This window comes from Acaryochloris thomasi RCC1774, assembly GCF_003231495.1.
Taxonomy (GTDB): Bacteria; Cyanobacteriota; Cyanobacteriia; order Thermosynechococcales; family Thermosynechococcaceae; genus RCC1774.
This window is the reverse complement of the sequence record NZ_PQWO01000007.1, coordinates 1-24775: the sequence shown is the minus strand read 5'-3', so window position 1 is coordinate 24775 and position 24775 is coordinate 1. Positions and strand designations below refer to the sequence as shown.

Annotated in this window: 27 protein-coding genes and 1 pseudogene; 14 read left to right on the top strand and 14 right to left on the bottom strand. The window is 49.4% G+C overall.

What is annotated here, in order from left to right; all coding sequences use genetic code 11:
- Nucleotides 1-420 precede the first annotated feature (420 nt).
- Nucleotides 421-591, top strand: a complete 171-nt coding sequence (gene psb34 / locus C1752_RS12505) for a photosystem II assembly protein Psb34 (protein ID WP_110986414.1) — start codon at nucleotides 421-423, stop codon at nucleotides 589-591.
- A 72-nt stretch (nucleotides 592-663) separates the two neighbouring features.
- A complete protein-coding gene (locus tag C1752_RS12500; RefSeq protein ID WP_110986413.1) occupies nucleotides 664-846 on the top strand; it encodes a hypothetical protein in 183 nt (60 codons plus the stop codon).
- 168 nt (nucleotides 847-1014) lie between these two features.
- On the opposite strand, the gene C1752_RS12495 is transcribed toward C1752_RS12500, so the two are convergent.
- From C1752_RS12495 to C1752_RS12485, 3 genes are all read right to left on the bottom strand, one after another.
- A complete protein-coding gene (locus tag C1752_RS12495) occupies nucleotides 1015-1218 on the bottom strand; it encodes a hypothetical protein (protein ID WP_110986412.1) in 204 nt (67 codons plus the stop codon).
- Nucleotides 1219-1317: 99 nt separating this feature from the next.
- A complete protein-coding gene (locus C1752_RS12490; RefSeq protein WP_110986411.1) occupies nucleotides 1318-2121 on the bottom strand; it encodes an ABC transporter permease in 804 nt (267 codons plus the stop codon).
- Nucleotides 2121-2774 carry an ABC transporter ATP-binding protein gene (locus tag C1752_RS12485; protein WP_110986600.1) on the bottom strand — a complete coding sequence of 218 codons (654 nt, stop codon included), beginning with the start codon at nucleotides 2772-2774 and terminating at the stop codon, nucleotides 2121-2123. The genes C1752_RS12490 and C1752_RS12485 overlap by 1 nt, the downstream gene beginning before the upstream one ends.
- Nucleotides 2775-2882: 108 nt before the next feature.
- On the opposite strand from C1752_RS12485, the gene C1752_RS12480 reads away from it, so the two are divergent.
- Nucleotides 2883-3779: an alpha/beta fold hydrolase gene (locus C1752_RS12480; protein WP_110986410.1), complete on the top strand. Its 897-nt coding sequence runs from the start codon at nucleotides 2883-2885 to the stop codon at nucleotides 3777-3779.
- 4 nt (nucleotides 3780-3783) lie between these two features.
- Here the strand turns inward: C1752_RS12480 and C1752_RS12475 are convergent, their stop codons facing one another.
- Nucleotides 3784-4182, bottom strand: coding sequence for an ArsR/SmtB family transcription factor (locus tag C1752_RS12475; protein ID WP_110986409.1), 399 nt, complete (start codon nucleotides 4180-4182; stop codon nucleotides 3784-3786).
- A gap of 111 nt (nucleotides 4183-4293) precedes the next feature.
- On the opposite strand from C1752_RS12475, the gene C1752_RS12470 reads away from it, so the two are divergent.
- Both C1752_RS12470 and C1752_RS12465 read left to right on the top strand, forming a co-directional pair.
- A complete protein-coding gene (locus tag C1752_RS12470; RefSeq protein WP_110986408.1) occupies nucleotides 4294-4455 on the top strand; it encodes a metallothionein in 162 nt (53 codons plus the stop codon).
- A 12-nt stretch (nucleotides 4456-4467) separates the two neighbouring features.
- Nucleotides 4468-4932 (top strand): hypothetical protein, encoded by a 465-nt coding sequence (locus C1752_RS12465; RefSeq protein ID WP_110986407.1) that lies wholly within the window; start codon nucleotides 4468-4470, stop codon nucleotides 4930-4932.
- Here C1752_RS12465 and C1752_RS12460 read toward each other — a convergent pair.
- Both C1752_RS12460 and C1752_RS12455 read right to left on the bottom strand, forming a co-directional pair.
- Nucleotides 4929-5816 (bottom strand): hypothetical protein, encoded by an 888-nt coding sequence (locus C1752_RS12460; protein ID WP_146242335.1) that lies wholly within the window; start codon nucleotides 5814-5816, stop codon nucleotides 4929-4931. The genes C1752_RS12465 and C1752_RS12460 overlap by 4 nt on opposite strands.
- 89 nt (nucleotides 5817-5905) lie before the next feature.
- Nucleotides 5906-6496: a hypothetical protein gene (locus tag C1752_RS12455; RefSeq protein WP_110986405.1), complete on the bottom strand. Its 591-nt coding sequence runs from the start codon at nucleotides 6494-6496 to the stop codon at nucleotides 5906-5908.
- A 690-nt stretch (nucleotides 6497-7186) separates the two neighbouring features.
- On the opposite strand from C1752_RS12455, the gene C1752_RS12450 reads away from it, so the two are divergent.
- From C1752_RS12450 to C1752_RS12415, 8 genes are all read left to right on the top strand, one after another.
- Nucleotides 7187-8440 carry a hypothetical protein gene (locus C1752_RS12450; RefSeq protein WP_110986404.1) on the top strand — a complete coding sequence of 418 codons (1254 nt, stop codon included), beginning with the start codon at nucleotides 7187-7189 and terminating at the stop codon, nucleotides 8438-8440.
- A gap of 48 nt (nucleotides 8441-8488) precedes the next feature.
- On the top strand, nucleotides 8489-9073 hold the full coding sequence (locus C1752_RS12445; RefSeq protein ID WP_110986403.1) for a PulJ/GspJ family protein: 585 nt from the start codon (nucleotides 8489-8491) through the stop codon (nucleotides 9071-9073).
- 108 nt (nucleotides 9074-9181) lie between these two features.
- Nucleotides 9182-9748, top strand: a complete 567-nt coding sequence (locus C1752_RS12440) for a GspH/FimT family pseudopilin (protein WP_110986402.1) — start codon at nucleotides 9182-9184, stop codon at nucleotides 9746-9748.
- Between the two features lie 347 nt (nucleotides 9749-10095).
- Nucleotides 10096-11655, top strand: coding sequence for a PulJ/GspJ family protein (locus tag C1752_RS12435; protein WP_146242334.1), 1560 nt, complete (start codon nucleotides 10096-10098; stop codon nucleotides 11653-11655).
- Nucleotides 11656-12243: 588 nt separating this feature from the next.
- Nucleotides 12244-13509: a hypothetical protein gene (locus C1752_RS12430; protein WP_110986400.1), complete on the top strand. Its 1266-nt coding sequence runs from the start codon at nucleotides 12244-12246 to the stop codon at nucleotides 13507-13509.
- Nucleotides 13510-13663: 154 nt separating this feature from the next.
- Nucleotides 13664-14902, top strand: a complete 1239-nt coding sequence (locus C1752_RS12425) for a hypothetical protein (RefSeq protein ID WP_110986399.1) — start codon at nucleotides 13664-13666, stop codon at nucleotides 14900-14902.
- A 65-nt stretch (nucleotides 14903-14967) separates the two neighbouring features.
- Nucleotides 14968-15561, top strand: a complete 594-nt coding sequence (locus C1752_RS12420) for a prepilin-type N-terminal cleavage/methylation domain-containing protein (protein ID WP_146242333.1) — start codon at nucleotides 14968-14970, stop codon at nucleotides 15559-15561.
- Nucleotides 15562-15638: 77 nt separating this feature from the next.
- Complete coding sequence (locus C1752_RS12415) at nucleotides 15639-16142, top strand: GspH/FimT family pseudopilin (protein ID WP_110986397.1); 504 nt, start codon at nucleotides 15639-15641, stop codon at nucleotides 16140-16142.
- Between the two features lie 10 nt (nucleotides 16143-16152).
- On the opposite strand, the gene gmk is transcribed toward C1752_RS12415, so the two are convergent.
- Together gmk and remA are read right to left on the bottom strand one after the other, a co-directional pair.
- Nucleotides 16153-16707, bottom strand: a complete 555-nt coding sequence (gene gmk / locus C1752_RS12410) for a guanylate kinase (RefSeq protein ID WP_110986396.1) — start codon at nucleotides 16705-16707, stop codon at nucleotides 16153-16155.
- 29 nt (nucleotides 16708-16736) lie between these two features.
- Nucleotides 16737-17003: an extracellular matrix/biofilm regulator RemA gene (remA, locus tag C1752_RS12405; protein ID WP_110986395.1), complete on the bottom strand. Its 267-nt coding sequence runs from the start codon at nucleotides 17001-17003 to the stop codon at nucleotides 16737-16739.
- A gap of 287 nt (nucleotides 17004-17290) precedes the next feature.
- On the opposite strand from remA, the gene C1752_RS12400 reads away from it, so the two are divergent.
- Nucleotides 17291-19024, top strand: coding sequence for an Rqc2 family fibronectin-binding protein (locus tag C1752_RS12400; RefSeq protein ID WP_110986394.1), 1734 nt, complete (start codon nucleotides 17291-17293; stop codon nucleotides 19022-19024).
- Nucleotides 19025-19264: 240 nt separating this feature from the next.
- On the opposite strand, the gene C1752_RS12395 is transcribed toward C1752_RS12400, so the two are convergent.
- From C1752_RS12395 to C1752_RS12370, 6 genes and pseudogenes are all read right to left on the bottom strand, one after another.
- A complete protein-coding gene (locus tag C1752_RS12395; RefSeq protein ID WP_199464381.1) occupies nucleotides 19265-21466 on the bottom strand; it encodes a caspase family protein in 2202 nt (733 codons plus the stop codon).
- A 210-nt stretch (nucleotides 21467-21676) separates the two neighbouring features.
- A complete protein-coding gene (locus tag C1752_RS12390; RefSeq protein WP_110986392.1) occupies nucleotides 21677-21859 on the bottom strand; it encodes a hypothetical protein in 183 nt (60 codons plus the stop codon).
- Nucleotides 21859-22845, bottom strand: a complete 987-nt coding sequence (locus tag C1752_RS12385; protein ID WP_158535086.1) for an acyltransferase family protein — start codon at nucleotides 22843-22845, stop codon at nucleotides 21859-21861. Before C1752_RS12385 ends, C1752_RS12390 begins: the two co-directional genes overlap by 1 nt.
- A 115-nt stretch (nucleotides 22846-22960) precedes the next feature.
- Nucleotides 22961-23425, bottom strand: a complete 465-nt coding sequence (locus C1752_RS12380; protein ID WP_199464380.1) for a YiiD C-terminal domain-containing protein — start codon at nucleotides 23423-23425, stop codon at nucleotides 22961-22963.
- 38 nt (nucleotides 23426-23463) lie between these two features.
- Entirely contained in the window at nucleotides 23464-24180 is a 717-nt protein-coding gene (locus C1752_RS12375) for a GNAT family N-acetyltransferase (RefSeq protein ID WP_110986390.1), read from the bottom strand.
- A gap of 266 nt (nucleotides 24181-24446) precedes the next feature.
- Nucleotides 24447-24775 (bottom strand): annotated as a pseudogene (locus C1752_RS12370) (photosystem II q(b) protein); the annotation flags it as partial.

The following is a 24775-nucleotide window of genomic DNA, read 5'->3' as shown; positions in this document are numbered from 1 at the left end:
CCCTTGAGACTGACGACTCCACTAAACGCGGCCTGGATGAGCTCTCAGTACCTCATCAATCGCACTCGAGCAAAGAAGCTTTCTAAGTGGCTCGATACATCACATCAGGGAATGCCCGCGCAATAACAAACCGCTTCAACAACCAGGTGACTCGCACGAGTGCATGATGCAAACATTTTCATGGATCATCCAGCAAGCGTCGATTCGCCTCAAAGTCCTCACGACAATGCAGTGATTATGGTGAAAGCGAATCAGAACAGTCACAGAATTGATGCGATCGCCCAAATATTTTGCAAAGAGGACCCGCAACAGCCGCCGCAGGAATCATCAGGCAACAAAAAAAGCATTGTAAACAAATATTGCAGAATCGTTACAATACTGCTACATTTATTTACATAGAGATATATTTGAGGCCAACAGATGATTAGCACAACCGATGAAAGAGGCGTTATCAACAACTTTGCAAGGGATCCTCAAACAAGTGCAGCAGAGTATCCTTCTCCGGCTCAACAGCGCACCTACTGGTTCATGGGAGCTGCAACGGCAATCCTGATGTCTGGTGTCTTCGCCATTGCTTTTGCCGTCAGCTAGTTAGCTGTTTTGGCCTTAACATTTTTGTTTCTTCCCTAGCCTTACCCAGTATTGCAGTTTGAGATTCAGCCCATGCTCTTAATACTTTCACTTGCTATTGCTGGCAAGATTGCAGGTTCACTCCTCAACGCTCAAGGATGTTCACAAGAGCAGATGCTCACCGTACCCTATGCTCGCAATGCGGAGCTAGAGTCTCTACGACAGATTGCAGCCCAGCGGGGAACGCATGGCTTCGAACCGCCACAGGCTGCTTAGAAGAGTCTTCAGTTGTCTGCTTTCGTCACGAGCAAACATCAGAAGCAACGATTTCAACGTGTATCACAACTCTCCTTTCTAGCTCGCCTCTGTAATGAGAGCGAGCTATTTTTTTAACAGTCGCCTTACTTCATGCCTGATATTAGAAAGGGATCGAGGCCATTTTATTTATTTTGCAACTCTTGGTGACCGCAGGTGCAGTAGAGGCAGAAATTCCGCTAATTCGACTAGACCCTCTGCCTCTTTTTGTTCCAGTGGAGTTAAGGATTCACCGGCATCCTGGCGATCGAGCAATAGTTGAAGACGCGCATGAACAGCTTCAGGGAGTTGAAAGTGAGTCAACTCAAGGGGGCTCTCAATGACTTCGGGCATAGAGGTCAAGGGTATTAGGGTAATAATGAGCTTCTAATGCGGGTGTAACTCGAAGTCCTTTTTCACTTATTTCAGGGGGCACCTTGAAGAAAGTCTGGTTTAGCGATCGCATCTTCTCAGTCGGTCTAGCCGTAGCTGATGATCTGCACTAAATAACACTCTAAATGCCAGCATCACAATCCCCATACAGGCCAAAGCAGTCCCCGCCGCAATGGTAAAAAAGATCACGATCTGGTAGCGCACCGCATCGGTCGGATCAACGCCTCCTAAAATCTGGCCCGTCATCATTCCAGGTAAACTCACTAACCCCACCACCATCATTGAGTTAATCGTCGGAATCATGCCGGTGCGAATAGCTTCATTGATCGTCGGTCCTGCTGCTTCCCAGCGGGTTGCGCCTAGGGCTAGGAGGGATTCAATTTGCGATCGCAACCGCACCAAATCCTCCATAAACCGATCTAAGGCTAGAGACGTTCCCGTCAACGTATTACCCAGCACCATCCCCAGCAGCGGAATGACGTATTGAGGGTCATACCAAGGATCGATCCGAATCACGCCTTGAACCAGTAAACCTGTAACCAAAGCACTAGAGGCCAGAATCGAAAGCAGACTGTGCCAGTAAATCGAAGGAAACCGACGGCGGGTTCGACTGACAGAAGCCTGACCTGCGATCGCGCTCATCATCAACGCCACTAGCAACACCAGCCAGGGATTATTTAAAGCAAACACCCAATCTAAGATGTAGCCCACCAGCAAAAGCTGCACCACCAAGCGGATAGTGGCAATTCCAAGACTCTTCTCTAAGCCCAGCCGCAGCGCGAAAGAAAGGCCCATATTGATCAAAATCAGACTGGAGGCCAGAACCAGTTGGGCATTGCTAATTGGAATATAGTTCTGATCCATTAAGGCTCTCTCTGAAGAATAAACTGGCGATCGGTGACACGTTCAATCTGGCTCGTGTTGTGGCTTGTCCAAATGCAGGAACGTTGTTCATCAGTCTGCTGCCACTGCGTAATCAGGGCTTCAATTTGTTGAGCCATCGTCTCATCCATTGAAGCCGTCGGTTCATCTAAAAGCAAAACCTGGGGCGAGAGCTGCAGCGCCCGCAGGCAAGCCACAATTTGCGCTTCCCCACCTGATAGATTTTCTACTGAGCGTTGCAGGAAGTCAGCCTCTCGGCTGAGGGGGGCAAGATATTGCAGAATCTGCTCCTGGCTATAGGCTTTCTTCCGATGCAGCGTTAATCGATAAACCTGCCGGAGGTTAAATTCCACCGTCCCTTCCATGAGCGCAGGTCGCTGATGCAAGTAGATGACCTGCGCACGATATCGAGGCATTGAGAGCGCGGAAACAGACTGTCCCTCAAAAGTCAGCTGACCGGCTTGAATGGGATCTAGCCCAGCAATCGCGCGAAGAAGAAGGCTTTTACCGACCCCAGAAGGACCAACAATGGCAAGACGCTCACCCGGCTGTAGTTCAAGGTCTAAATTCTGCCAAATCCATTGGCCTTCAATATTTCGGCCCATTTGTACTGCAGCCAAAGTGGGCGGAGGCATCATAAAACAAGCATATGCACGACAAGACCAATACCCTAACTGTACCTGTGAGCATCCATCCCCTCTTGTACTTGCATAAAATTAGATTAGAGCTGCACGATCTTCACTATGCTTCAGGAATCACCCCAACACATCATCTATACCCAACATGGATGGGCAGATGATCACCGTCATATTGAGTATTTAGCAACCCAACTGGCGGCTCCGACTTCAAAAATTGTCGCTCCGAATTTAGGCTACTGGCGCACTTGGCTACGGATTGAGCCTTTGATTGATCGGGTGGATGCGATCGCAACCCAAACTCACGCCCAGCATCCCCACACCCCCATGCGAATTATTGGCCACTCAATGGGGGGCTTAATCTGGCTCGAAGTTCTGCACCGTCACCCCGAATGGTGGCCGCAGGTAGAATCACTGGTCCTCGTCGGATCTCCCGTCGGTGGCGCGGATTTAGCCCGCATGATTGATCCCTTTGGCTGGGGCATTGGCATTGCCAGAGATTTAGGAAAAAGTCGGAGGGGGATAGGGGTTGCGATCGCATCCAAAATTCCGACCCTAATCATCCGAGGAAACGTAGATGGCGGCAGCGACGGAACGATCACAAGCTGCTCAACCCAACTTCGTCACGCTGCTGTAGCCGAACTTCCGGGACTTAGCCATCCAGCTCTACGTCATCACCTTCAGGTTTCTGACACCATCCGAGAATTTTGGCGAGATTCCGCTCAGTTTCAATGCGATACCTGTGACATTACTGCCCAGCTCATTGAACGTCTGCAAAATATTGAAGGAATGACCGACGCCCACCAACGCGACTTCTATCGCGCCAAAGTCTGGCTAAAGCTCCCCAACGGCATCACCCTCCGCACCTGGAAGAATCCCCTCGGCATCCCTCATATTTTCGCCGCCTCACCCCAAGGGCAGTATCTTTACGGCGGCTTTGTCGGCTGGCTGCATACCCAAAAATTCTGGCAGTCTCTCAGGGAAATTGAACAGGAATACAGCTAGAGAGCTACCGCCCTCCTTCATCTAAGTGCTCTGCCACCGCCTGATATAGCTCCAGAACATGATGGTCATGCAGAGCGTAATAAACATGACGACCCTGTTTGCGATAGCTCACCAGCCGCACCGCCTTCAGCGTTCGTAGCTGATGCGAGACAGCCGATTCACTCATCTCCAGAATGGTTGCCAGGTCACCCACACAGACCTCTCGAGCGGCCAACACCGATAGAATTCGCAATCGATTGGCATCCCCTAACAGCGCAAAAAACTCCGCCATTCTCTGTGCCTTCTCCGCAGCCAAAATCTCTGTCGCGCAAACAGAATCAGGATCATGCTGATCATCACAAATCGGCGACTCCGTATCTAACAGACTGGAAAGCTCTGCATCAGGAAGAGAGGACTGGGACATAGAGGCACCTTCGAATAACAACACTTTGAACCCCTAATTGACGTCTGAACATATGTTCAGATATCATAAGTTTATAGTAATGCAGCGCAAGTTGCGCAAAGGAGAAAGCAAATGGCAGCCGTTAGTCAAATGAAATGTGCTTGTCCCTCTTGTCTTTGTATCGTCGATCTCAAAGAAGCCGTGATGGCGAATGATAAGCCCTACTGCAGCGATGCCTGTGCCCAGGGACATCCTCAAGGGGCCGGATGCGGTCATACTGGATGCGGGTGCTAAGTGGACCAATAGATGACGAAAGATAAAACAGAACCCGGCTCAGATGGTTCCCAGCTACCGGGGCCAGGAGTCGGGTTTACCTTTCTGTACTACTTCAGCATGACCATTGTGGTAGTTGTGGTCGCTGGATCTCAAGGATTAAACCTATCCGTTAGCTCAGTGCAGCTCTATCGCTACGGCATTATTTTAGGGTTGCTTGCGGGCGGCATTGGCAGCTACTTTAACAGGACAGCGAGCATCGATATCAGCACTCAAAATGCATCCGTTCAAAAGAGCCAGCTTGAGCAGATCCTGGCGGAACTAGGCTTTGAACGTGATCCTGAGGCCACAGAACAGCAAGAAGACTATACCGTTTATCGCCGATCAGGGCTGGCAAGCCTATTCTCCGGCAAAGTATTTACCGCTCAGCGCTCATCAAAAACCACTCAAATCGTCAGTCGAGCAGCCACGCTACGTCGACTGCAGCGCCGCCTTTAGATCGCGCCATCAATTGCATACTCAAATCCGACAATCTGCTTCACCAACTGACGCTGAGCCACAGGAGGATAGAGCGGTGCCTGTAGCTGTTTCGTTGCATAAAGATCAGCCGCACGAACCCGATCTAAGACTTGAGCCGCCGACGCTTCACCCCGCTGATAAGCCTGCAGCAATTGTGCGAGTCCATGGCCATATTCCTGCTCTGTTTTGAACTGAAACTGAGATGTTGGCTGGGTGGCAGTTTGTACTGCGGGCTGGGGCGCTCCACCCACTGCAATCGGCGCTTCGAGCGTCAGAACATAGATACTGCCTGCCGGAACCTCAACCACCTTATGCTTCTTGCTCGACGCTAGACCCGCCAAGGCACCTAGACCACCGCCCAGAAACGAAGCTCGGTTAAAAGCATTTGCGCTCCCCGTCGCTCCGCCGGTAATTCCGCCCGCAATGTTGGCAAACATGGCGCTACCTTCGCGGGCAGACTGATAGCTACTAGTTTGAGTCACACTATAGCTAGGAATCAAGGGACTCGAAGCCTGGATCGCAACCACTCGGCCATTAATCACTAAAGATTCAGCAACGATCTGCGCGCCTCCCTTCGTCGGCGTCATCTTCGCAACAATGGGTGAATTAGCTGCAACAACCTGCTGTCCCTGGCTATCAAAAAGGGGCTGGGCTAAAAACAAGGTCATCGGATAATCTTGCTTTTTCTTGGCATTCACGACCATATTGCCGGGAAAGGTAACCGTCAATGCTGTGGAAGCCGGAATCGTGCTGACGGATGATGCGGCTTGATAAGAACTAGGAGTGGACTGAGCGAACGCAGGTAAAGTGACCGATGTGATGGTTGATAGTGCGATCGCAACACCAGCAGCTTGCTTATACATGATGATTTCTCCGAAAATAGCAGTGAGCGCAACAGAAATAGACAAAAGAAAGACAACCAGGGATAGCAACTATCCCTGATTACAAAGCCTTACCAGGATAGAAAGTGACCTGCAGCAGCAGAGTTATTGTTCTGTCGATTAATTTGCTTAGCCGCTTCAGCCTGCACAACAGCATCACAGTTTTGACCCGCTACAACAGTACTAGTGCTGAAGTCTTCGAACCGGCTGGTATCAGAGAACGTGCTGCGGTCACGGAAACCAGAACGGCTACGATCTTGATAGTTGTTGAAGGTATTTTCCCCAGCATTAGCTGTCTTGGAGAGATTAGTGGTGGTTTTATCACCCCCACCCCCAGCGCTGACAAGGCCCCAGAGAACCTTCACATTTCCTCTACCGCCCCCCTTGCGAGTGGAGCGCTCATAGGTGCTGTTGTCCCACTTTGCAGTTCGCGCCGTTTTGCGGATATCTTTCTGGTTATATTTGTGAATGTCTGTTTTCTCTTGTACGTTAGTTTGCTCAACAATATGGTTTTTAACGTTGTTTCCAATTAAGACATCGCTGCACATGGCCCGTGGGTCGTCGGCATCGCGAGCACTGGGAGAAAGAGGATTGGCAAAGGCAGGTAAGCCAGCAGAAAGAGTAAGAGCAGTTGTAATGGTGAAAAGAACGGTACGTTTCATGGTTGGGTCTCCTGTGTGTGTTGTTTGAACCATGTGACTATCATGGCGGCAACGCACAGTTAACTCAGTGACGCTTCTCTAGCCGTACAGGTGATATTTCTAGCTCTTCAAGGTGATGCTCACACAAGCAATCGAGTGATGCCGATTACGCTCTGCACCACTCGCAATAGTTCTCTGGCTTCGCTTAAAACTCTTGTCCGCAGGCAGCTGTAGGGTATTAGCTATGCAGCTCCAAACAGCAAGCGGCTGTGTTATTCCAACGGTGCTAGATAGACCGGAGGCTTTGGGCATCATAAAGAAAGCTTGATTTGGGGTTACTGGGGTTATACGCAAAGGCTATCTCTACTACTGAGAAAACTGACGATATCAGTGAGGTCGTACAGCAAGTTCAGTAATTTTACTCAAGTTGATACGAGTTTCTCTGCTGATCATATAAGTAGGCAAAGTTGCAGTAGGCATAACCTCGCGACTCGCCATAGTCATCTCCCTGCATTTTAGGGTGGGGACTATTTTAGGGTGCCTGAGCCTCTTGCGCTCTACGTCAGCCTGTAGACCTCAGGATTAATATTTGGATGCGGATCTGAACACTATTTATACAGTTGGTCGTAGCAGATCAAGCAGCAAACTGGTTTTATCTATCACCTCAAAAGTTAGTTTCTATTCATCGCAGTTAGGTTTAAATAGCAACAGATGAGATACACAAAGTGGTTAATACCCAAGCAAGACAACAAAGAAGCGGGCTTTGCCCTGCCAGTTGCTATAGGTATGGGACTTGTCATGCTATTGCTAGGCATAACCTTAGTTTTGCGATCTCAAGACGATCAGGTCAGTGCTCTTAATCAAGCTGATGCCTCTGAAAGCGTATCTGCAGCTGAATCTGGGGTCAATCGAGTCCGCGCTTTTCTTAACCGATATCGCGCTCTAGCAGTGCTCCCATCCGGAAGCTGGAATGGTTCCGTCACTAATGTGTTGGAAAGCTGCAACGCAAACAGTGTTAGTAGTGACTTAGGAGAACTACAGCCCAGCGGCAGTGATTGGCCTGACGTTGACCCTACTGATGCGAGCAGAGGTGAATTCCGTTTACTCAGCTACACCTATGCTGCCGACACTAGCGGCACCCCGAATGCTCCCTTGGGTACAGGCACTCTAGAGGTGCAAGGGCGCATTAATGCAGGTGACGCTATTTCTCAAATTCAAGTCGAGATTCCCATTAACCCCGTTAGAAAACAAACAGCGGGATTGTGGGTAGGGGGGACAATTGCAGGCAACTCTGTCATTGATGCAGACGTCATCGCACCCTGCGGATCTAGCCCCAGTGTCAGTCTTCAGGCTAGCAACGACCTCCTAAGAACAAATCTCACAATGCCTGGCATTCCTAGCCAACCGGGTAGCAACGTTAATACATTAACAAGCATTACAGATATAACACTGCCAGAGCCAGGCAACATTGATAGCAGCGGGGTTATTGATGGTAGCGACACCTACCAATATGTTGTGCCCACACTAGACGGCAGCTTTGAAATATCTGAGGGTAGCTCCGTAGAAATATGGGTCACAGGTGACATCGATCTCAGCGCATTATCAGCCGTTCATTACTGTGGTGCCAGCGCAAGCTGTGGTCCTTTCAACGCCACGATTTACGGAGTCGGCTCTACTTCGACAGGGACACCTACTATTACCCTCGATAGGGGCACAAGCATTTGCGACATCTTCTTCCATGCCCCGACCTATAATGTCACGTTCAACAATACGACAGGGGGCACACCTGTTGACTGTGGCGCTGGGACCCGAAACACAGGAGTCTTTTGGGTGAACAATTGGACAGACAATACATCGAGCGCAGTTGTGCTTGATGCTCCCAGAGCAAGCTGGCAGGCAGCGCCAACACAACCTTTGCCACAAATGGCACCCATCGCAGACTGGCAAACAGAGCAAGCCCAGTAATCAAGTACAAACAACTAAAAAATTACGAACAAAAGGAAGATAGCCATTATGCCTGTTCAGCGATCCAATATTCAGGCCCTGCTTTTGAAGCGGCAGCAGCCCAACGAAGGTTTTACCTTAGTGGAAGTTTTGGTTGGTATCTTACTGGTCTTGATTTTTGCCGCTGTATCAATGCAGGCTTTTGTAGCTGCCACTGCTCTTAAAGTTCGTGCCCAGGAGATCAGTGAAGCAGATAAGTGGATTAACGCTGACTTAGAAAGCTTAAAGGTTCGTGCAACCCAGCTTGATTTGGGAGGAACTGAATATAATCCATTTCTTTTGGCTTGCCTTGGAGACTCAGCAGACGACGGTGGGTCCAATAGCACAGAAGGGTATGGTGCCAGATTGAACAATGACATTGTCACCAATGCCCCCTTAAGCGGTGGCAACGCAAACTCAATGACCATGAACAGTGAGATTGGCTCACGGCCCTACACCTTAGCCCGCGCATTTACGAACGTGAATACGTCTCCCTACAACAGGCTAGCAGTCACCTATACCGTTACTGATCAGGCAGATAACAGTGTCGTTGCGACATTCTATAGTGAGCTCTTACCTGATGCCTCGCTGGTCTGTCCCGCACAACCGAGCTAATGATTTTCGAGGAGTTCAAGTTAGTCTCGGTAGGTCCTTGGGCATTCTAGAAATAGGTGAATAACCCATCGTCAATCTATTCTTACTGCCTCACTGGAGAAAGTTTAAATGCTATTTGTTAGACCGCGACACCTCAAAGTTAAAGATGAAGGCTTTACCCTAATTGAAACATTAGTCACGATTGCAATCATTGGCATTTTGGCTGCGATCGCAGCTCCTAGCTTCTTATCTTGGGTGAATAGCAAACGAGTAGATGACGCACTAGCCCTATTGGAAGGCGCAGTAAAAGAAGGTCAGTCAGAGGCCATCAAGCAAAGTCAGCAATGCACGATATCAATTGGTGCAAGCGTTACGGCAAATCCAAGCAACTGTCTAACAACAGGATCGAGAGATTTATCCAAGCTAGGTGTTCGTATACTAGATGGAACGAACGGCAAGACCGGCAATGACACTGGTGCCCTAGTCGAATTATCTAATCCTGGCAATGACATTGTGTTTTCACCAAAAGGGACAACCACTTCTAACAAAGTTGCCGTAGTTTACCAAGCTGACGGTTCTGGCGATATGCGATGCTTGGTCATTTCTAGCGGCTTGGGCCTTTTGAGAACTGGAGAATACTCCGGCGCCAATCCCCCACCAGCCAACCCAGTTGAGGGGAACTGCATCACCGATTAATCTAACAGGATAATCGAAACCAGCACTTAAGCATCCAGTATCACTAAGGCTCTAGGGAAAACAGTCCCTAGAGCCTCTGTCACGAAAACAGCTTGTGTTCGTACTTTTGAATATCCGTAATATTACGCAGGCTTCCCCTGTATTTTTCTCTAAGAATAGTAATAGTAAAATTGATAGCCTTTGCCGTATAGAAATGGTCAACCAAATGCTCAGACAATCGCTGTTGATCATGATTGTCTACCCAGCTTCTGATCGCTCTAGCAACTTACTTTAGCAGCAGAAGCAAGTACTGCCTTTTGGCAAAGCCATCGATATATTTCTTAGGTTACGAGGGGATCACAACTAACATGTACACTAAATTTACTAGACAGCTACGAAAGCTCACCAATGGCAATTCAGAACTAGGAGCTACACTGCCTGATCTAATGATCGCAGGCGTTGCAACCCTAGCCATGGTTGCTGCTGGGGGAGCAGGCGTCTCTGCAATGGTTGGAAACAGCCAGACGGTTGAAGAACAAGCAGAGCGTCGCGCAGAACTCAACCGCTCCGTTGACTTTATTACTAACGAAGTGAATCAGGCTGACGCCATTGTCGCCAATGCCGCAACAGCTACCTTGCCGGCTGATTTTACAACCTATCCCAGCGGTATTGATACAAGCACCATCACTCCAGTCCTTGTCTTGCAAAACAATGGACAACAAGATGTCGTCTATTACACAGCAGCCCCTACCGGCAATACTTGGCGCGGTCCTCAGGTCGTTTATCGCTTTGGGCCACCGATTGATAACGCAACTGGCGTGGCCGACACATCTAGCTCTTGGGTTCACCAACCTCTAATCGACAAAATTGATGCCAATGCGGTTGCTGGCTTTGCTTGTCCTACAGGCTGGACAGCTAACAACAATACAGGTTTCCGAGCCTGCGTTTCTGACGACGGGAGCCAAGCACAGGTCTTCCACACGGGTGAGCTAGAGCATGGCAAAAACTCTGACACCTATGAAACTCAGACTGCCGCGACAACTCGATCCTCAGAAGTTACGACTGTAGCCTATACTCCCCCAGGCGGGATCTCGGCACCCACAGGCGGCCTCACACAAGATAGCGGCACCCTTACCTTAGAGACGCCAGGAACCATTACCGTCTCCTTCTTAGGCGGAGATATCCGCTCCTGTGGTTCTAGCAGCTGTATTATCGATACTCTGCAGACTGTCCATTACAAAGAGCCTGGTAGTGGCTGGAGACAAGAGCAGTTTTACCGTAATAATACAAATGGCCAAGTCCAGATTGCTAATTTGGCAAAAGGTACAGAAATCTACATCGAAGCTGAGTCAATCTACACCTCAAAAAATTCTGGGAATCCGAGCCATTCAGACTTTGTGAAGACTGTTCTAAACGGAGAAACAATTCCTGAAGCTGAGGCTGCATGGGGTGGTGGAACTTCGTTAGATTCATTCTTGAACAGTTATATCGACAGCGACAGAGTAGCAACGCTACCGAACCCCGGCTATGATTCCTTGATGTTGTTCGAGCTATACTACTACAACTCTGGGTCAACCTACGACCTTCAAGATGCAGTTCTTTATATCAACTTGACCCCTGATACAACAACGACAACTGCGACGGAAACAACTACCACAGAAACAACCACTCCTGCAGCTAACAATAGCGGTGGCAATGACCGTGGCGGCAGCAGTAGAAGAGGCAGTGACACTACTACCGCAGCAAACAATAGCGATAGCAATAGTGATAATGGCGGTGGCAGCAGCTGTAATCAGGGACGCGGCAATGGGTCAGAGGGATGTGATCCTGGCAACTCCAATAATAACCAAGTCAGCAATGATGAGGGTAGTGGTCGAGGTGGTCGAAGTGGTCGAAGTGGTCGAAGTGGTCGAAGTGGTCGAAGATAATCAATCGGAAGGCTAACATTTCTTCCGACAGATCTTGATCCTAGAAAAGGGTTTTCTCCTTTTCCTTAGTACCTGTAAGACCTTATATTAGCTCTCTTCAAGCCAGTTGGATCTTAGTTTCCTTCTGGCTTTGAGAGCTTTTTTATAGCAAATAAACAAAAGCTTGATCTCAGAACTCGATAATTGATGTAGCTTTATTATTCAAAAGCATGCAAGCGGCTAAAAGTGAGCTGACGCTATTCAAATCTATATCAATACAGCCCGGATAGAATCTCTATGTCAATTAGGCAATCGGCCTTGTGATTAAAAACATCCTTCTTTAGAAGCGAGATTGACCTGTTTAGCACATGCCAAAAGTCTGCACCTCAGTATTTGTACGGAAGGCAATTAAAAAATCTCCCGCCATAATAAGTATATGGTCAGTATTTTGACCGTAGTTGTTTGGCCTTTGTTGAGAGCGCGCATACACCAGTCAAGACTTCGGGGGGGGTTATGGTTTGAAAGATTTTTCAAATCTTTAACCAGTCTGATTGTCCGCATTAGCCATAAGGCTCTATGCGCTACAGATAATCAGGAAATCGAAGTTTCATGTCACTACAAATTTTAAAACAGATCAAAACGCATACCCTTGGTCACTCCGAGAAAGGGTTTTCTTTACCTAGCTTGCTGTTGGGCAGTGCAGTCACCCTCATGATGGTTGCAACAGGCGGCTACGGTGTAGCCAGAATGATTGATGTCAGCACTACCGCCAACGCCAAAAGCGAACGACGAGTAGAGCTAGATCGAGCCTTGGCTTTTTTTGAAGACGAAACACGTGCCTCACAGTCCATCATCCAAGATGTTTCAGCTATCTCCAATGTGCCTGCAGAATTTACCCCTGAAACCACAATAGGCGTGGCCAATGTGCAGCGGGTACTCATGTTGCAGATGGCTGAAGCCACTGAACCCGTTATTTATTACCTAGCTGATCCAGCTGATGACACATGGAAAGGACCTAAGGTTATTTATCGTTGGGGACCTGATTTGAATGATGCAGGCGCTTATACCAATGCAGCTAATCCTGGTAGTTGGTCCCATCAGCCTCTGATTGACAAAATTGAAGTCAATGGCACCACTCCAACCTGTCCCACTGGCTGGAATGGTAATGGTGCAGCAGGATTTTATGTTTGTGTTGATCCGACCGGCAAGATTGCTCAAGTACAGCAAACAGGCAGAATCAACAAAGTCTTAGAACAGACCGATACCTATGCCACGAACTCTCAAATGGCAGTGCGGGCAAAACAAATAACACCTGTAGCCTATACTCCTCAATCTGGTGCAACTTTTACGGAAAACAACGGCACGATCAAAACGGGCGTAAACTCCACGATGCGTATTGAAATCGTGGGTGGAGCCATTACCTGTGGCGCTGGCGGAGCTAATATTCCAACTCGTGCAGATTTAAATTTTACTGTTGGCAACACAACCTCAACTCAGACAGTTTCCTCGGCCGCTGCAGTACATAACTGGGACAACGCTCCTGCAGGAACGACTCTTGACATCACCGGAATTTCAGAAGGGGATATTAGCAGTGGGACTTGCAACGGTAGTTATACCGAAGCTAACTCTGCTTCTAGCTCACCTCAAGTAATTGCATTGCAGAATGGAGACACCGTTCCTAACTACGTCCCGTTCGACAACCAAACTAGCTTAGATAGCTATCTCGATAGCATTACTGATGCCAACGGCAAAGTTAGCTTAGCCGGTAACGAGGTTGTCTTTATCTACGAGTTAGGTGAAACGGATACCAGCAGCTCAGCCTTCGACATGCAAGATCTAGTCGTTAGGGCCACTATCACTCCTACAGTGAACTGATCCCTACGTCATTGCAACGTTTTCAACACAAAAGCTTAGAATATATACAAGCTAGCATTCCTCTGGACAGTATTCACCGTCCAGAGGAACCTGTCTAAAAGGGGTTAAAAAAGACAGACGCCAGTGTTGATATATGTTTACTAGGAACAATTCTATGACTGAGCATAGGAACCCGTTCCCTGATAACGATGGTTTTGCTTTACCTGTTGCTATTGGCGTCGGGCTAATTATGCTGTTGCTCGGGGTGACGATGGTGGTGCGATCTCAAAACGATCAGGTCAATGCCTCTGCTCAAAAAGCGACCGCCAAAAGCCTTGCTGCCGCTGAATCCGGCGTCAGCAAAGTACAGACCTTTTTGAACCGCCATCGAACGTTGGCAATGTATCCCGACAGAGGGTCTGCAAGCTGGAATAATCTCGGTAGCATTAATATCTGCCCTGGGAATGTCAATACCGCTGAACTGGCTGCTCTACTCTCTACTGGGTCGGATTGGCCGAATGTCGATCCCAGCGAGTCCGGCGCACAACCCCTCAACGGAGAGTTTCGTGTTGTTGATTATGTCTATGACACTCCGGGAACCCCTGGTAGCAACGGCACATTAACAGTGCAGGGGCGCGTCAATGCCGGAGAACCCGGCGAGTCAATCTCTCAGGTGCAGGTTGTTCTCCCAATTCGGCCCGTCAATCAAGTTGCAACTGTGTGGGTTAGAGGTTCCATTGCCGATAGCCCCGCCATCGAAGGAACGGTCGTGGGTAACTGCAGTTCAGCGCCTCTCAATATCGGTCCCTCGGCTAACTTAATTCGGATTGATCAATCTTTGTCCGGTCAGGGCATACCCATAATAGAACCTCTACCTGCCTCTCCGCTGGCGGTACCAGCGAGTGGTCCGCTAGGGGCAGAGAACCCGCCTGCTAATACGGTCTATCGATATCAGACCGCTACGCTCAATCGCTCTTTAGAAATCTGGAGTGGTTCTGTCGTCGAGCTGTGGACAAGCGGAGATATAGACCTCAGGGGGCAAGCTATAAAATGCGTTCAGACAGATGGAATTACCCCCTGCGGTGCAAATGATCCCTTTAGAGTTACTATCTATGCCTCCGGCACGTCTGATATTCAGCTCGATGAAGGCTCGGTGCTATGCAACGTGCATTTCCATGCCCCTAATTATGATGTTGATTTCATCTCTGGCGGTACACCGGCGGGAGACTGCACTCCGGCCAACCCCAGCACTCCGGCAGTCCAAATAACGGGGGCTTTTTGGATCAATAGTTGGGATGGTGACACTAATGGCGTTGTTGTGAATCCTATCAACAATGGTCCTCCCGTCGGAGCTGTCCTGCCGCCCCAGTTAGAACCGATCTCTCAGTGGGAGACTCAGCAGGCTGTGCCTTAGTTTCTTTACTTCAAGTAGAAGATAATCCGTGCAGTTCCTTTGTAAGATTTATCGACAAAACACCTATGGATAAGCTGATATTAGCCTTGAGCCTGAGACAGAAAAAGCGAATGGAGCAGGGTTTTACTCTGGTTGAAGTTTTGGTGGGGGTCTTGCTGACGCTGACCTTTGTGGGTATTTCCACACAGGCATTTGTGGTTTCCGCAATGTTTAAGGTTCGAGGTCAGGAGCTCAGTGAGGCGACAACTTGGATGCAGCAAGATGCAGAGAATATCCGATTTGAAGCTAGTCGCTTAAACATCAGTAGTGGGGTGCCTCAAGAGACAGAACACAGCAATCGCTGCTCGGCTGGCAATGCAGCAGCGGGCTATGCCGATCTACTGCGAGACGATATCTTGATCAAAGAAGGGGACTCAGAAACTGGCGATAGCGTTAGTCCACAAGATTTAGATCGAGAGAGTGCAATGGGTCAAAGACCCTATGTTCTTCGGCGCGTGATGTCGCCCGCAACAACTGCGCCCTTTAACGTTTTGAGCGTGAGCTATGCGGTGTACGCAGAGGGCGAGGAGCCTATCGATGACACTGATACGATGGATGCGGCTGCGATCGCAACCTCCTACTCCGAAATCATCCCCAACGCCTCCTTTGCCTGCGAATGATGCTGGGTCTCCTTTCAAACCGTCGATTAACGTATACAACGTATAAAAAGGCCCCGCACGGTTTTACACTCACCGAAATGGTGATTATTGGCTTAATTGTGGGCATCTTTGCTGCGATCTCAGTCCCCAGCTTTTTAGGATGGCTCAACCGAAAAAAAGTCGATGACGTGATCGCCCAGGTGGAAGGCGCACTCAAAGAAGCGCAGTCCGAAGCCATCAAACAGGGACAAATTTGTGAAGTGGATTTGGGTGTGCTGGTTCCCAATACAATTACGGCACGGGTTCAGGGAACATCACAGACCTGCCTGCCCACTGGCCCCCGCAATCTTGAAAAGCTAGGGGTCAGCATTTTGACCAACAACGAAACCGGCATCGCCATGGCGTTCACAAACGGTACCACTGTCGAATTTTCCCCCAGGGGGACCACAACCACCAATAATTTGCTCGTCTTCTACCGCCCCGGCAACACCGGACGCTGTCTCGCTATTTCGAGCGGACTGGGAATTGTTCGCATCGGCGACTATACCGAAATCGTTAACCCCAATACCCTGTCAGCCAGCAATTGCGAAACATCAGGGTAAGAGACCAGCACTACTGCGAACCCAAAAGGGCTGACTCCAGAGCCGAAAGGGCCGTCGGTAGATCATCATTCATAATTTGCAGGTCAAACTCATCGGCGGCAGCCAGCTCCACCTTTGCTCGGGCAAGACGACGTGCGATCGCACCTTCATCATCCTGACCGCGATCGCGAATGCGCCGCTCTAGCTCCTCCACAGAGGGCGGCAAAATGAAAATCTGGAAGGCATCCGGGGCCGTTTTCCGCACCTGTCTAGCCCCCTCCAGTTCAATTTCTAAAATCACCCGCTGCCCCTGAGCAACTCGCTGCATGACCGGCGCGCGCGGAGTACCGTAAAAATTCCCAGCGAACTGCGCCCACTCAAAAAATGCTCCCGCTGCAATCATGGCCTGGAACTTTTCAGGCGTCCAAAAGTAATAGTGCTGACCATCTACCTCACCGGGACGCGGCGAGCGGGTCGTCGCCGAAACAGAGACATAGATATCTGGGTGACGCTGCAGGAGAGCCTGCAGCAATGTCCCCTTACCAACACCACTGGGTCCAGTTAAGACCACGAGAAGCCCCGACATCTTAATTACGCATGCAATGACAGAGCCGCCTAATCATCTTCGTCTCGACTGTCTTTGTTGAGCAAGAAACGGTTCGCCACTGTCTCTGGCTGAATCGCCGAGAGAATGACGTGGCCCGAATCGGTCACAATCACGGCTCGAGTTCGCCGACCATAGGTGGCATCAATCAGCTCGCCCCGCTCTCTGGCGTCGGTGATGATACGCTTAATAGGTGCTGACTCTGGGCTGACAATCGCAATTACGCGATTACCAGAGACAATGTTCCCAAAACCAATATTAATGAGTCTGATATCCATCGACTTTACTCCCCGCAGGTGGCTATATAAATAAAGATGAGAACAGTTCGTCTTCACCCAATAAATGGGAAATAGACGCTTTTTCTTGAGAATTGCTCTAGATTACGATCCCTACTCTCATGGTATCGGCAAACCCCATTAAAGTGCCAGTGCTTAACGTCTATATACGTTTGAAATCAGGCTTTTCACCCGATTAGGCGGGGATCCTATCACCTAATTGGGTGAGTTTATTTATATAGATTGATGAAAGTCTATTAATCAAAAATATCAGTTGAGTTTTTATTTCAGTGCAGCCCGTTGACTTTACGACTTTGTGTGCCGCCTGCTGTGATTTGCGATCGCACTGGCTCCCTGCCCGCCTCGAGCAGATCTATCAACGCGACCGCTACACGCTCTACTTAGCATTGCGCACCCTTGACCAGCGGGGGTGGCTCACCATTTCTTGGCACCCCCAAGCCGCACGCCTCTGTCTCGGCACGCCCCCTCCCAAAGCAGCAGATACCTTTACCTTTAGCGAACAGCTTCGCCATCAGCTCAAAGGCCTAGCGCTTGTGGCGCTCAAACCCTCAGGACCTTGGGAGCGCGTCATCGACCTCCAGTTTGCCCGCCGCCCTCAAGATCCGGTGTCCTGGCATCTCTACGTTGAGGTCATGAATAAATACAGCAATGTGATCCTGACCACCGCTGAACAAAAAATAGTGACCGTCGCCCATCAGGTGAGCGAAAAACAATCGAGGGTGCGGCCGCTCCAGACAGGACAGCCCTACAGCTTACCCCCCGCCCTCACCGATCCTGTCCCCTCTCTCGAAGAATCTCAAGCACATTGGCAAGAGCGGGTTGCCCTCGTTCCTGGCCCCGTGGCTCGCAACCTGCGCACCTATCGTGGCCTGAGTCCAGCCCTAGCTCGATCAATGGTGGCAACAGCAGGACCATCAGCAGATCAGAACACCGATCAGCTCACCCCTGATCAATGGCAACAGCTCTTCGCCCTTTGGCAGGATTGGCTCCGGGCCTTAAAACAGGGAACCTTCACTCCTGGCTGGCAAACTGAGGGCTATACCGTCATGGGCTGGCAGATGACTCAACCTGCCCCAAGCATTCATCAGGTTTTAGATCAGTACTATACCCAGCAGCTCAACCAGCAAGTCTTTAAGCAACTACGCCATCAGCTCCAGCAAAAGGTCAGCAGCGTTGCCAAAAAACTCCAGATCAAAGCCAACAGCTTTCATACGCAGCTTCAGGCCGCTGAAACCGCCGACGAGCATCGCCAGCAGGCCGATCTGCTGATGGCAAACCTACAATCCTGGGAAATCGGAATGCAGTCGATTACGCTGCCAGACTTTGAGGGAGATACCTCACGCACCATCTCGCTCAATCCTGAGCAGAACGCCGTTCAGAATGCCCAGGCTCTCTACAAGCGGCATCAAAAGCTAAAGCGATCGCGCGATCGCCTAGAGCCGCTGCTGGCTGAAGTCGAACTAGAGCTGCAGTACCTCCATCAAGTTGAGGTTGCCATTGAGCAGACCGAAACCTATAAAAACGAGGCCGATCTAGAAACGCTAGAAGAGATCCGGATAGAGCTAATTGAGCAGGGCTACTGGCCAACCCCTGACCACGTCGCCAAACCACAGGCGAAGACCGACTTTATTCGCCATCAATCTCCAGACGGCTGGGAACTGCTGGTGGGCCGCAACAATCGCCAAAACGATCAGCTCACCTTCAGCGTCGCCACCGGCTATGACCTGTGGTTTCACACCCAAGAGATACCCGGTAGCCATGCCCTTCTGCGCCTAGACGCAGGCGCGGTTGCCAGTGAAACAGACATTGAATGGGCAGCCCACTTTGTGGCTTACTACAGTCGTGCCCGTCAAAGCCATCAGGTTCCTGTGGTCTACACCAGCCCCAAGCATGTTTACAAACCCAAGGGCGCGCAGCCCGGCATGGTGATCTATAAGCATGAGCAAGTAACCTGGGGACAGCCGCAGCTCGCGAAGGCTAAAATGCAGCAGCCCAAGGCGTAACAGCTAGCTTTGACTTGAATTTCGCGAATCAATAAGTTTTAGCTATTGAAAAGCCACAAAAAAAAACAAAAAATCTATCTATTAAGAAATATTGCGCCTGTTACATTACGATAAAACTGTGAGGAATTATACAAAAGGTCACTGTCGCGTGTGGGAACGCTCAGTCTGACCTCCTTCACTTGAGATATCACGTAACTGATTCTTACGAAAGCTCGCTCCGTCTGGAGTTGAGCTTTTTTATTATTCAACGACATTAAGCGAGAGAGACAGCGCTGCGAGCTGGGTCGCGTCTATCTGCTGTGTTTCCTGGCGCTGAACTTTCAAAAAGGCACGGGTGGTATCAGTCAGGTCACCGAGCAGTCCTTCGACAACCGCTGAAGGCTCACTGATCGCGAGGGGTTCCCCGGGCCGTTGCCCCGAGCGGCTCGCAATTTTCTTCAGACCTTTGAGCGTATCGCGCAGAGAGCGAGCACTGGCCAACACAATCACTTCAATGGTTCCAGCGGGGCCACTGACAACAAAATCATAGTCATCGCGTCCGGCTTGGGGAACCTTAAGGGTTTGTCCTGCGCCGACCAGAGAGGCATCCGTAGCTGCCGTATAGTCTGAGGGGAACAGAACCGTCATTTCGCCATCAGAGCCAATCCCCAGCACGCTGATATAGAGATCCTGGGTTTCTTGATTTTTCACTTGAATCTGAATATTATCGCCGGGTTTGACCTCGCCCACTTCAGGTGTAATCGCAGTGGTCACGAGGTCGCTGCCTCGTGTTCTGGTTGCCGCCAGTGCTCGACTCTCAGCGCCAATCGGGACCACGGTGGCGGTAACGCCTAATTTTGAAGAACTCGGGTTGAGAATTGCCCTCAGGATGCGGTTGGCAAGCAGAAGCTTGAACTTGGCCTGCAGTCTCAGAACAGCATCAGCAGCAGATTCATCCGTTGCACCGGAGAAAGAGTCGCTCAGAATATTCTCTTTCGTAGGGGTAAACAATCCGAGCATTCCAACTTCTGGCACGGTGGGAACACGCCCCTGGAGGCGCTTACGATCTTTAGACGTTATGCGCCCCAAAATATAGTCAACTTGCCCCTCTCCTAACTCTGCAGCTTCAATTCTGGAAGCCGAGACTAGTGCAGCCTTTGCCTCTGACATGCCGGTTTCCAAAGAAGGATCAAGCCCAATCCGCAGCATCAGATTGGTCGGGATGCCACGAACTTCTTCTTGCAGAAGGGCACCCGGCTTAAAGGCTTGAGCATTGCCCTGTAGTAAAGTGCCTTTACCAATCAGCCCGGTTCGGGACTCTAGCTTAACTTTTGCAAGCTCTTGGCTTTGATCATCGACGACGGCCAGAATTGTATTCTTATCCAGTGGGTTCGAAGTTTCGATTCCGCCCAGCCAGCAGGTCATCTGATTGCCGCTAACGTCAGTGATCACAGCCTCAGCAGGGGCCGTAGATGCATTGAGGAAGTAAAACGGGCGCTGATCGGCAACGCTATTCGGATCGCACTGGGGCGTACATTCGAGTTCAGGATCCTGGTCATTTTCTTGGGTGGTGCGGCGTGAGATGTTTGCGATCGCACCGACAACCGGCGTCTCCCCTGTCTGTTGCCAGAGGTATTTGGTCATATGGTAGGTAAAGGCCCCCGCATTAAACCCGTCAAAGGTAGCATCAGAAGCAAACTGATTGCGATTGGCTGAGGCAATCACAACGCCCTTGGCAACACCAGTCCGCCGCTTTTGCTTAAATTCATCCGCCGACATCTTCAACCGAGATAACCACTGCTGCTGATAGGCGAGTTCTTCACGATTTGGGAAAACGCCACCCGACTCCCTGGCAAGGCGATTGATAGACCGGACGCGCATATTACCGCGCTTACCGCCCCCCGAAAAGCAGCTATCTAAAACCATTGTCAGGTTGTCGGTGGGCACCGCAGACATGAGTAGAAAAAGAGTATGCCCCATAATGTCATTCACGACCTGGCGGCCTTGCTCTTGACCAGAGACACTATCAACCGGCACCAGCGTTCCGTTAAGGCCATCCCGCGTATCTTTGTCAGGATCATTCACCTGTGAGCCATGCCCAGAGTAGTGGAATACCGCCACGTCTCCTGGTTTTGCCTGCTTGATCAGATGTTCTTCAAAGGCCCGCAAAATACCCTTGCGCGTCGCCTGGGCATCGGTGACTGTCAGAATATTTTTAGGGTTGAAGCCAAACCGATGGACCAACAATTCACGCTGTAGCTCTACATCAGTGACGCAACCGTAGAGCGGGGCCGTGGGATAAGTGTTGATACCTACCAGCAGCGCTAGCTTGCGAGCATTATCCTGGGCCAATACCTGCGCATAGCGAAGGCTTTGTTTTTGAATATCGAGCTGACTGAACCCCAAAGATGCAACTGCACCACCGGCAAACTGCAAAAACTGACGGCGTCTCATCCGTGTCATCAAAATTATCCTTGTATAAGTAACCCCACAAAATCTAGTATGGCCGACTGAACTTGAAATAATGCATCAGACCACTCTTCAAGTATGGAAAATGAAATCGCATCCCATGCCCCTGTTACCGAAACAGAACGCCTAGACCTGGTTACAAAAACTGTTACGGCAGTCAATTACCAGGGCCTGTCCTCCTAAAATGAGAGCAGGAACAACTCCTCACACTCCAAACACACCCTTGAGCTGCGGCATTTCCCCGCAGCTCTTTTTTAATCTTCCAACACCTCGAACGACCAGAAGGCTCACCTCCATGTAGAGATGGCTGGCTAACACAAATATATTGATGGACCCTTTATCCCTCAAGCCATCAATTGCAAGAGCAGAAGAGCCTTTAATAACCATCAGGCTTGGCTTTTATAAGCCCTCCGAATCATCCTGGCGGAGGGCCTCTCAATGTAATAAGTCAGGACAGATGCAATGAGTAAAGAGGTTGCGATCGCAGCTAATATTCCAAAAACAGGAGGCAAACCCCATCGATACGACTGATTAATAATAATGTAGCCAATGTTCTGATGGACCAAATATAGGGCATATGAAACTGTCCCCAGCCCCACAAACAACCGCAGCCGCAGAAAAGCCAGCCATCCTGTGATAGCCAAATAGAAAACAGCATAGAGAACAGAAAACACCCAGAAATCTTTGACCGAAAACACAAAGCTCGTTGAGACAAGAGACAGCAGCAAGATAGGAACCGTCATGCGATCTGACAAGTTTTTATAGATCTTGAAAAAGCAAATGCCAGCCACAAAAAACATAATATATTCAGGAATTAGAAGCTGAGCAGCTAAACCTGGAATAGCAATGAATCCTGCTGTTCTCGCTAACGACAGAAAAATTAGCGGTGTGAACCATAGCTCCACAGACCGAAGCTGATTCAAAAGATAAATCACAAAAACTAAGAGATAGAAGCTCAGCTCTATTGTTAGCGTCCAGTAAACACCATCAACATGCTGCACTCCCAAGTATTCATGGAACATCAGCAAATTTTTGATCGCATCGCTAAGCTCTACCTCTCGTCCCGCTAAGCCAAAATAGCTAACCAGAGCAAAGGTGAGGATTAGTGCCATCCAATAGACAGGATAAAGTCGAGCAAAGCGAGAAACGATAAAATCCATTGGCTTCTCTACGCGATTGAGAGTCCAATAGATCACAAAACCACTAATGATAAAAAACAACTGGACACCGTATTTTCCATAGTCCGCCCAACCTACAGATAAATTTGGGTGACCATAGATTTCGCTATAGCGGAAAAAGTAGTGATACAAAACCACCGCAACCGCCCCCAGACCTCTTAATGCATCTAATTCTAAAAGCCTATTCTGTCTCAATATCTCGCTCTCTAAATACCACAGATGTTCCAGGATGTTCCAGTGGGCATTTACGAGAGACTTTAAATAGTGATCGTGAATTTTATGAGGTTACTCCAATGAAGAAGCCCTTCTCCTAGAGCTTAAGAGCCACATATTGTCCCTGAAATGTCCCGGCCAGTAAAGCATCTGAGACAATTTCAACGTTTAGAGAAATCCGACCCTTGCCCCGCCTCGTAATTGTTTTAATAAAGCGATCCCAGAGCAGCTGAGACGGAGCCATACAGTGAGCTTGAAAATCGGTCTCAACAGGCTGCAGGTATTCGATACTGTTGCCTTGAATCACAATACGACAAGGCAAAGATAAATTCTGAAGCTGACAGTGAACGTAAGTCCAAGCCGCTAGAATTGCAACTGCAGAGAGGCTGCCACCAAAGGCAGTACTGCGATGATTAATATTTGGGGGCAGCGGCGCGGACAAAACCACGCCCTTTTGATTGACTTGTACCACTGACACAGCCATAGACCGAGACAGAGGTATGTGGTCATGGAGGTACTGCTCTACGGTGGCACTCTCCATGCTTTCAGACAACCGATCCATACACCCTCAAAATTGCCGCAACAGAGTTCATTAGACGTTTACTCCCGCCACAGTCCCATTCTGAGAACGTCGTGATACCTTTCATCAAAATAGACTTCGTTTCTCAGGATGCCCTCGATTTTGAACCCCAGTTGTTCGTTGAGTCTGAGATTTCTCAAGTTTGTATCCAGGGTATTGAGGTAAATCTTTTTCAACCCAAGGCTATTGAGACCGTAGCTTAGCCATAACTCGGTAGCCTCTCTGGCATACCCCATACCCCGCATAGACTTGATTCCAATTAGCTTACGCAGTTCTGCCTTATGCCGCATGGCGTCATAATCGAGAAAGATCACGGAACCAATAGCCTGACCATCTTTGAGCGAGATCGTACCCACCAAATTACTTTTCTGATTGATGACATCCTCAATATCTAGATCAGGAGAGGTGGTTCTAGACAGCAAAAAATATCTGCCATCATCATCATTAAGCCAGCCTTCTAAAAGATCGAGATCTGTCGCAGGATTAAAGGCCCGAAGATCAACTCGGGGGCCTTCAATCGGCAGCCCACTAGAAACAGGAAAGTCTAGGTTTGCGGTGCTGGGAGTGTGCGAAACGGACGCACTCCCACGATCATTCTGCATTGCCAGATCCAGCAGCAGGTTGACGAACCGAATGTAGTCAAGCTGCTGAAAGCCATAGGTTGTCACTTCCTTGAAAAAGGTTCGGCACAACGCCTCAAGCGTTATATCGGGAATATTAGAGTGTTTTGGGCTCATCAGAAATCACTTGCTAATGGGTGTAAAGGGAGGCCCTTTCTAGCACTGCTCGTAGAATCGCTCTACAGCGATTCCCTATATCTCTGTCTAATCTGAGGAGGTAAATGTTTCACCAGTTTAGGCCATCTATCAACAAACGCCACCTGCTCTTGGATCAGGTCAGTCTGCTCACATAGCAAAAGTCCGCCCTCAATTGAGGGCGGACTTTCGTTAATCACTATCTAATTATTGAGCTAACTTACGCTAGGTCTATTAGAAGGGTGTGATTAGCCATTGATGACTGGAGCAGTCAGAGCAACTGTAGTGGATTCCATGGAAGCTAGGTCCAGAGGGAAGTTGTGAGCGTTGCGCTCGTGCATGACTTCAAAACCAAGGTTAGCTCTGTTTAGAACATCGGCCCAAGTGTTGATGACGTTGCCGCTGCTGTCAACGATGGAGTGGTTGAAGTTGAAACCGTTGAGGTTGAATGCCATGGTGCTGATGCCCATTGCTGTGAACCAGATTCCAATCACTGGCCATGCACCCAAGAAGAAGTGTAGTGCGCGGCTGTTGTTGAAAGAAGCATATTGGAAGATCAACCGACCGAAGTAGCCGT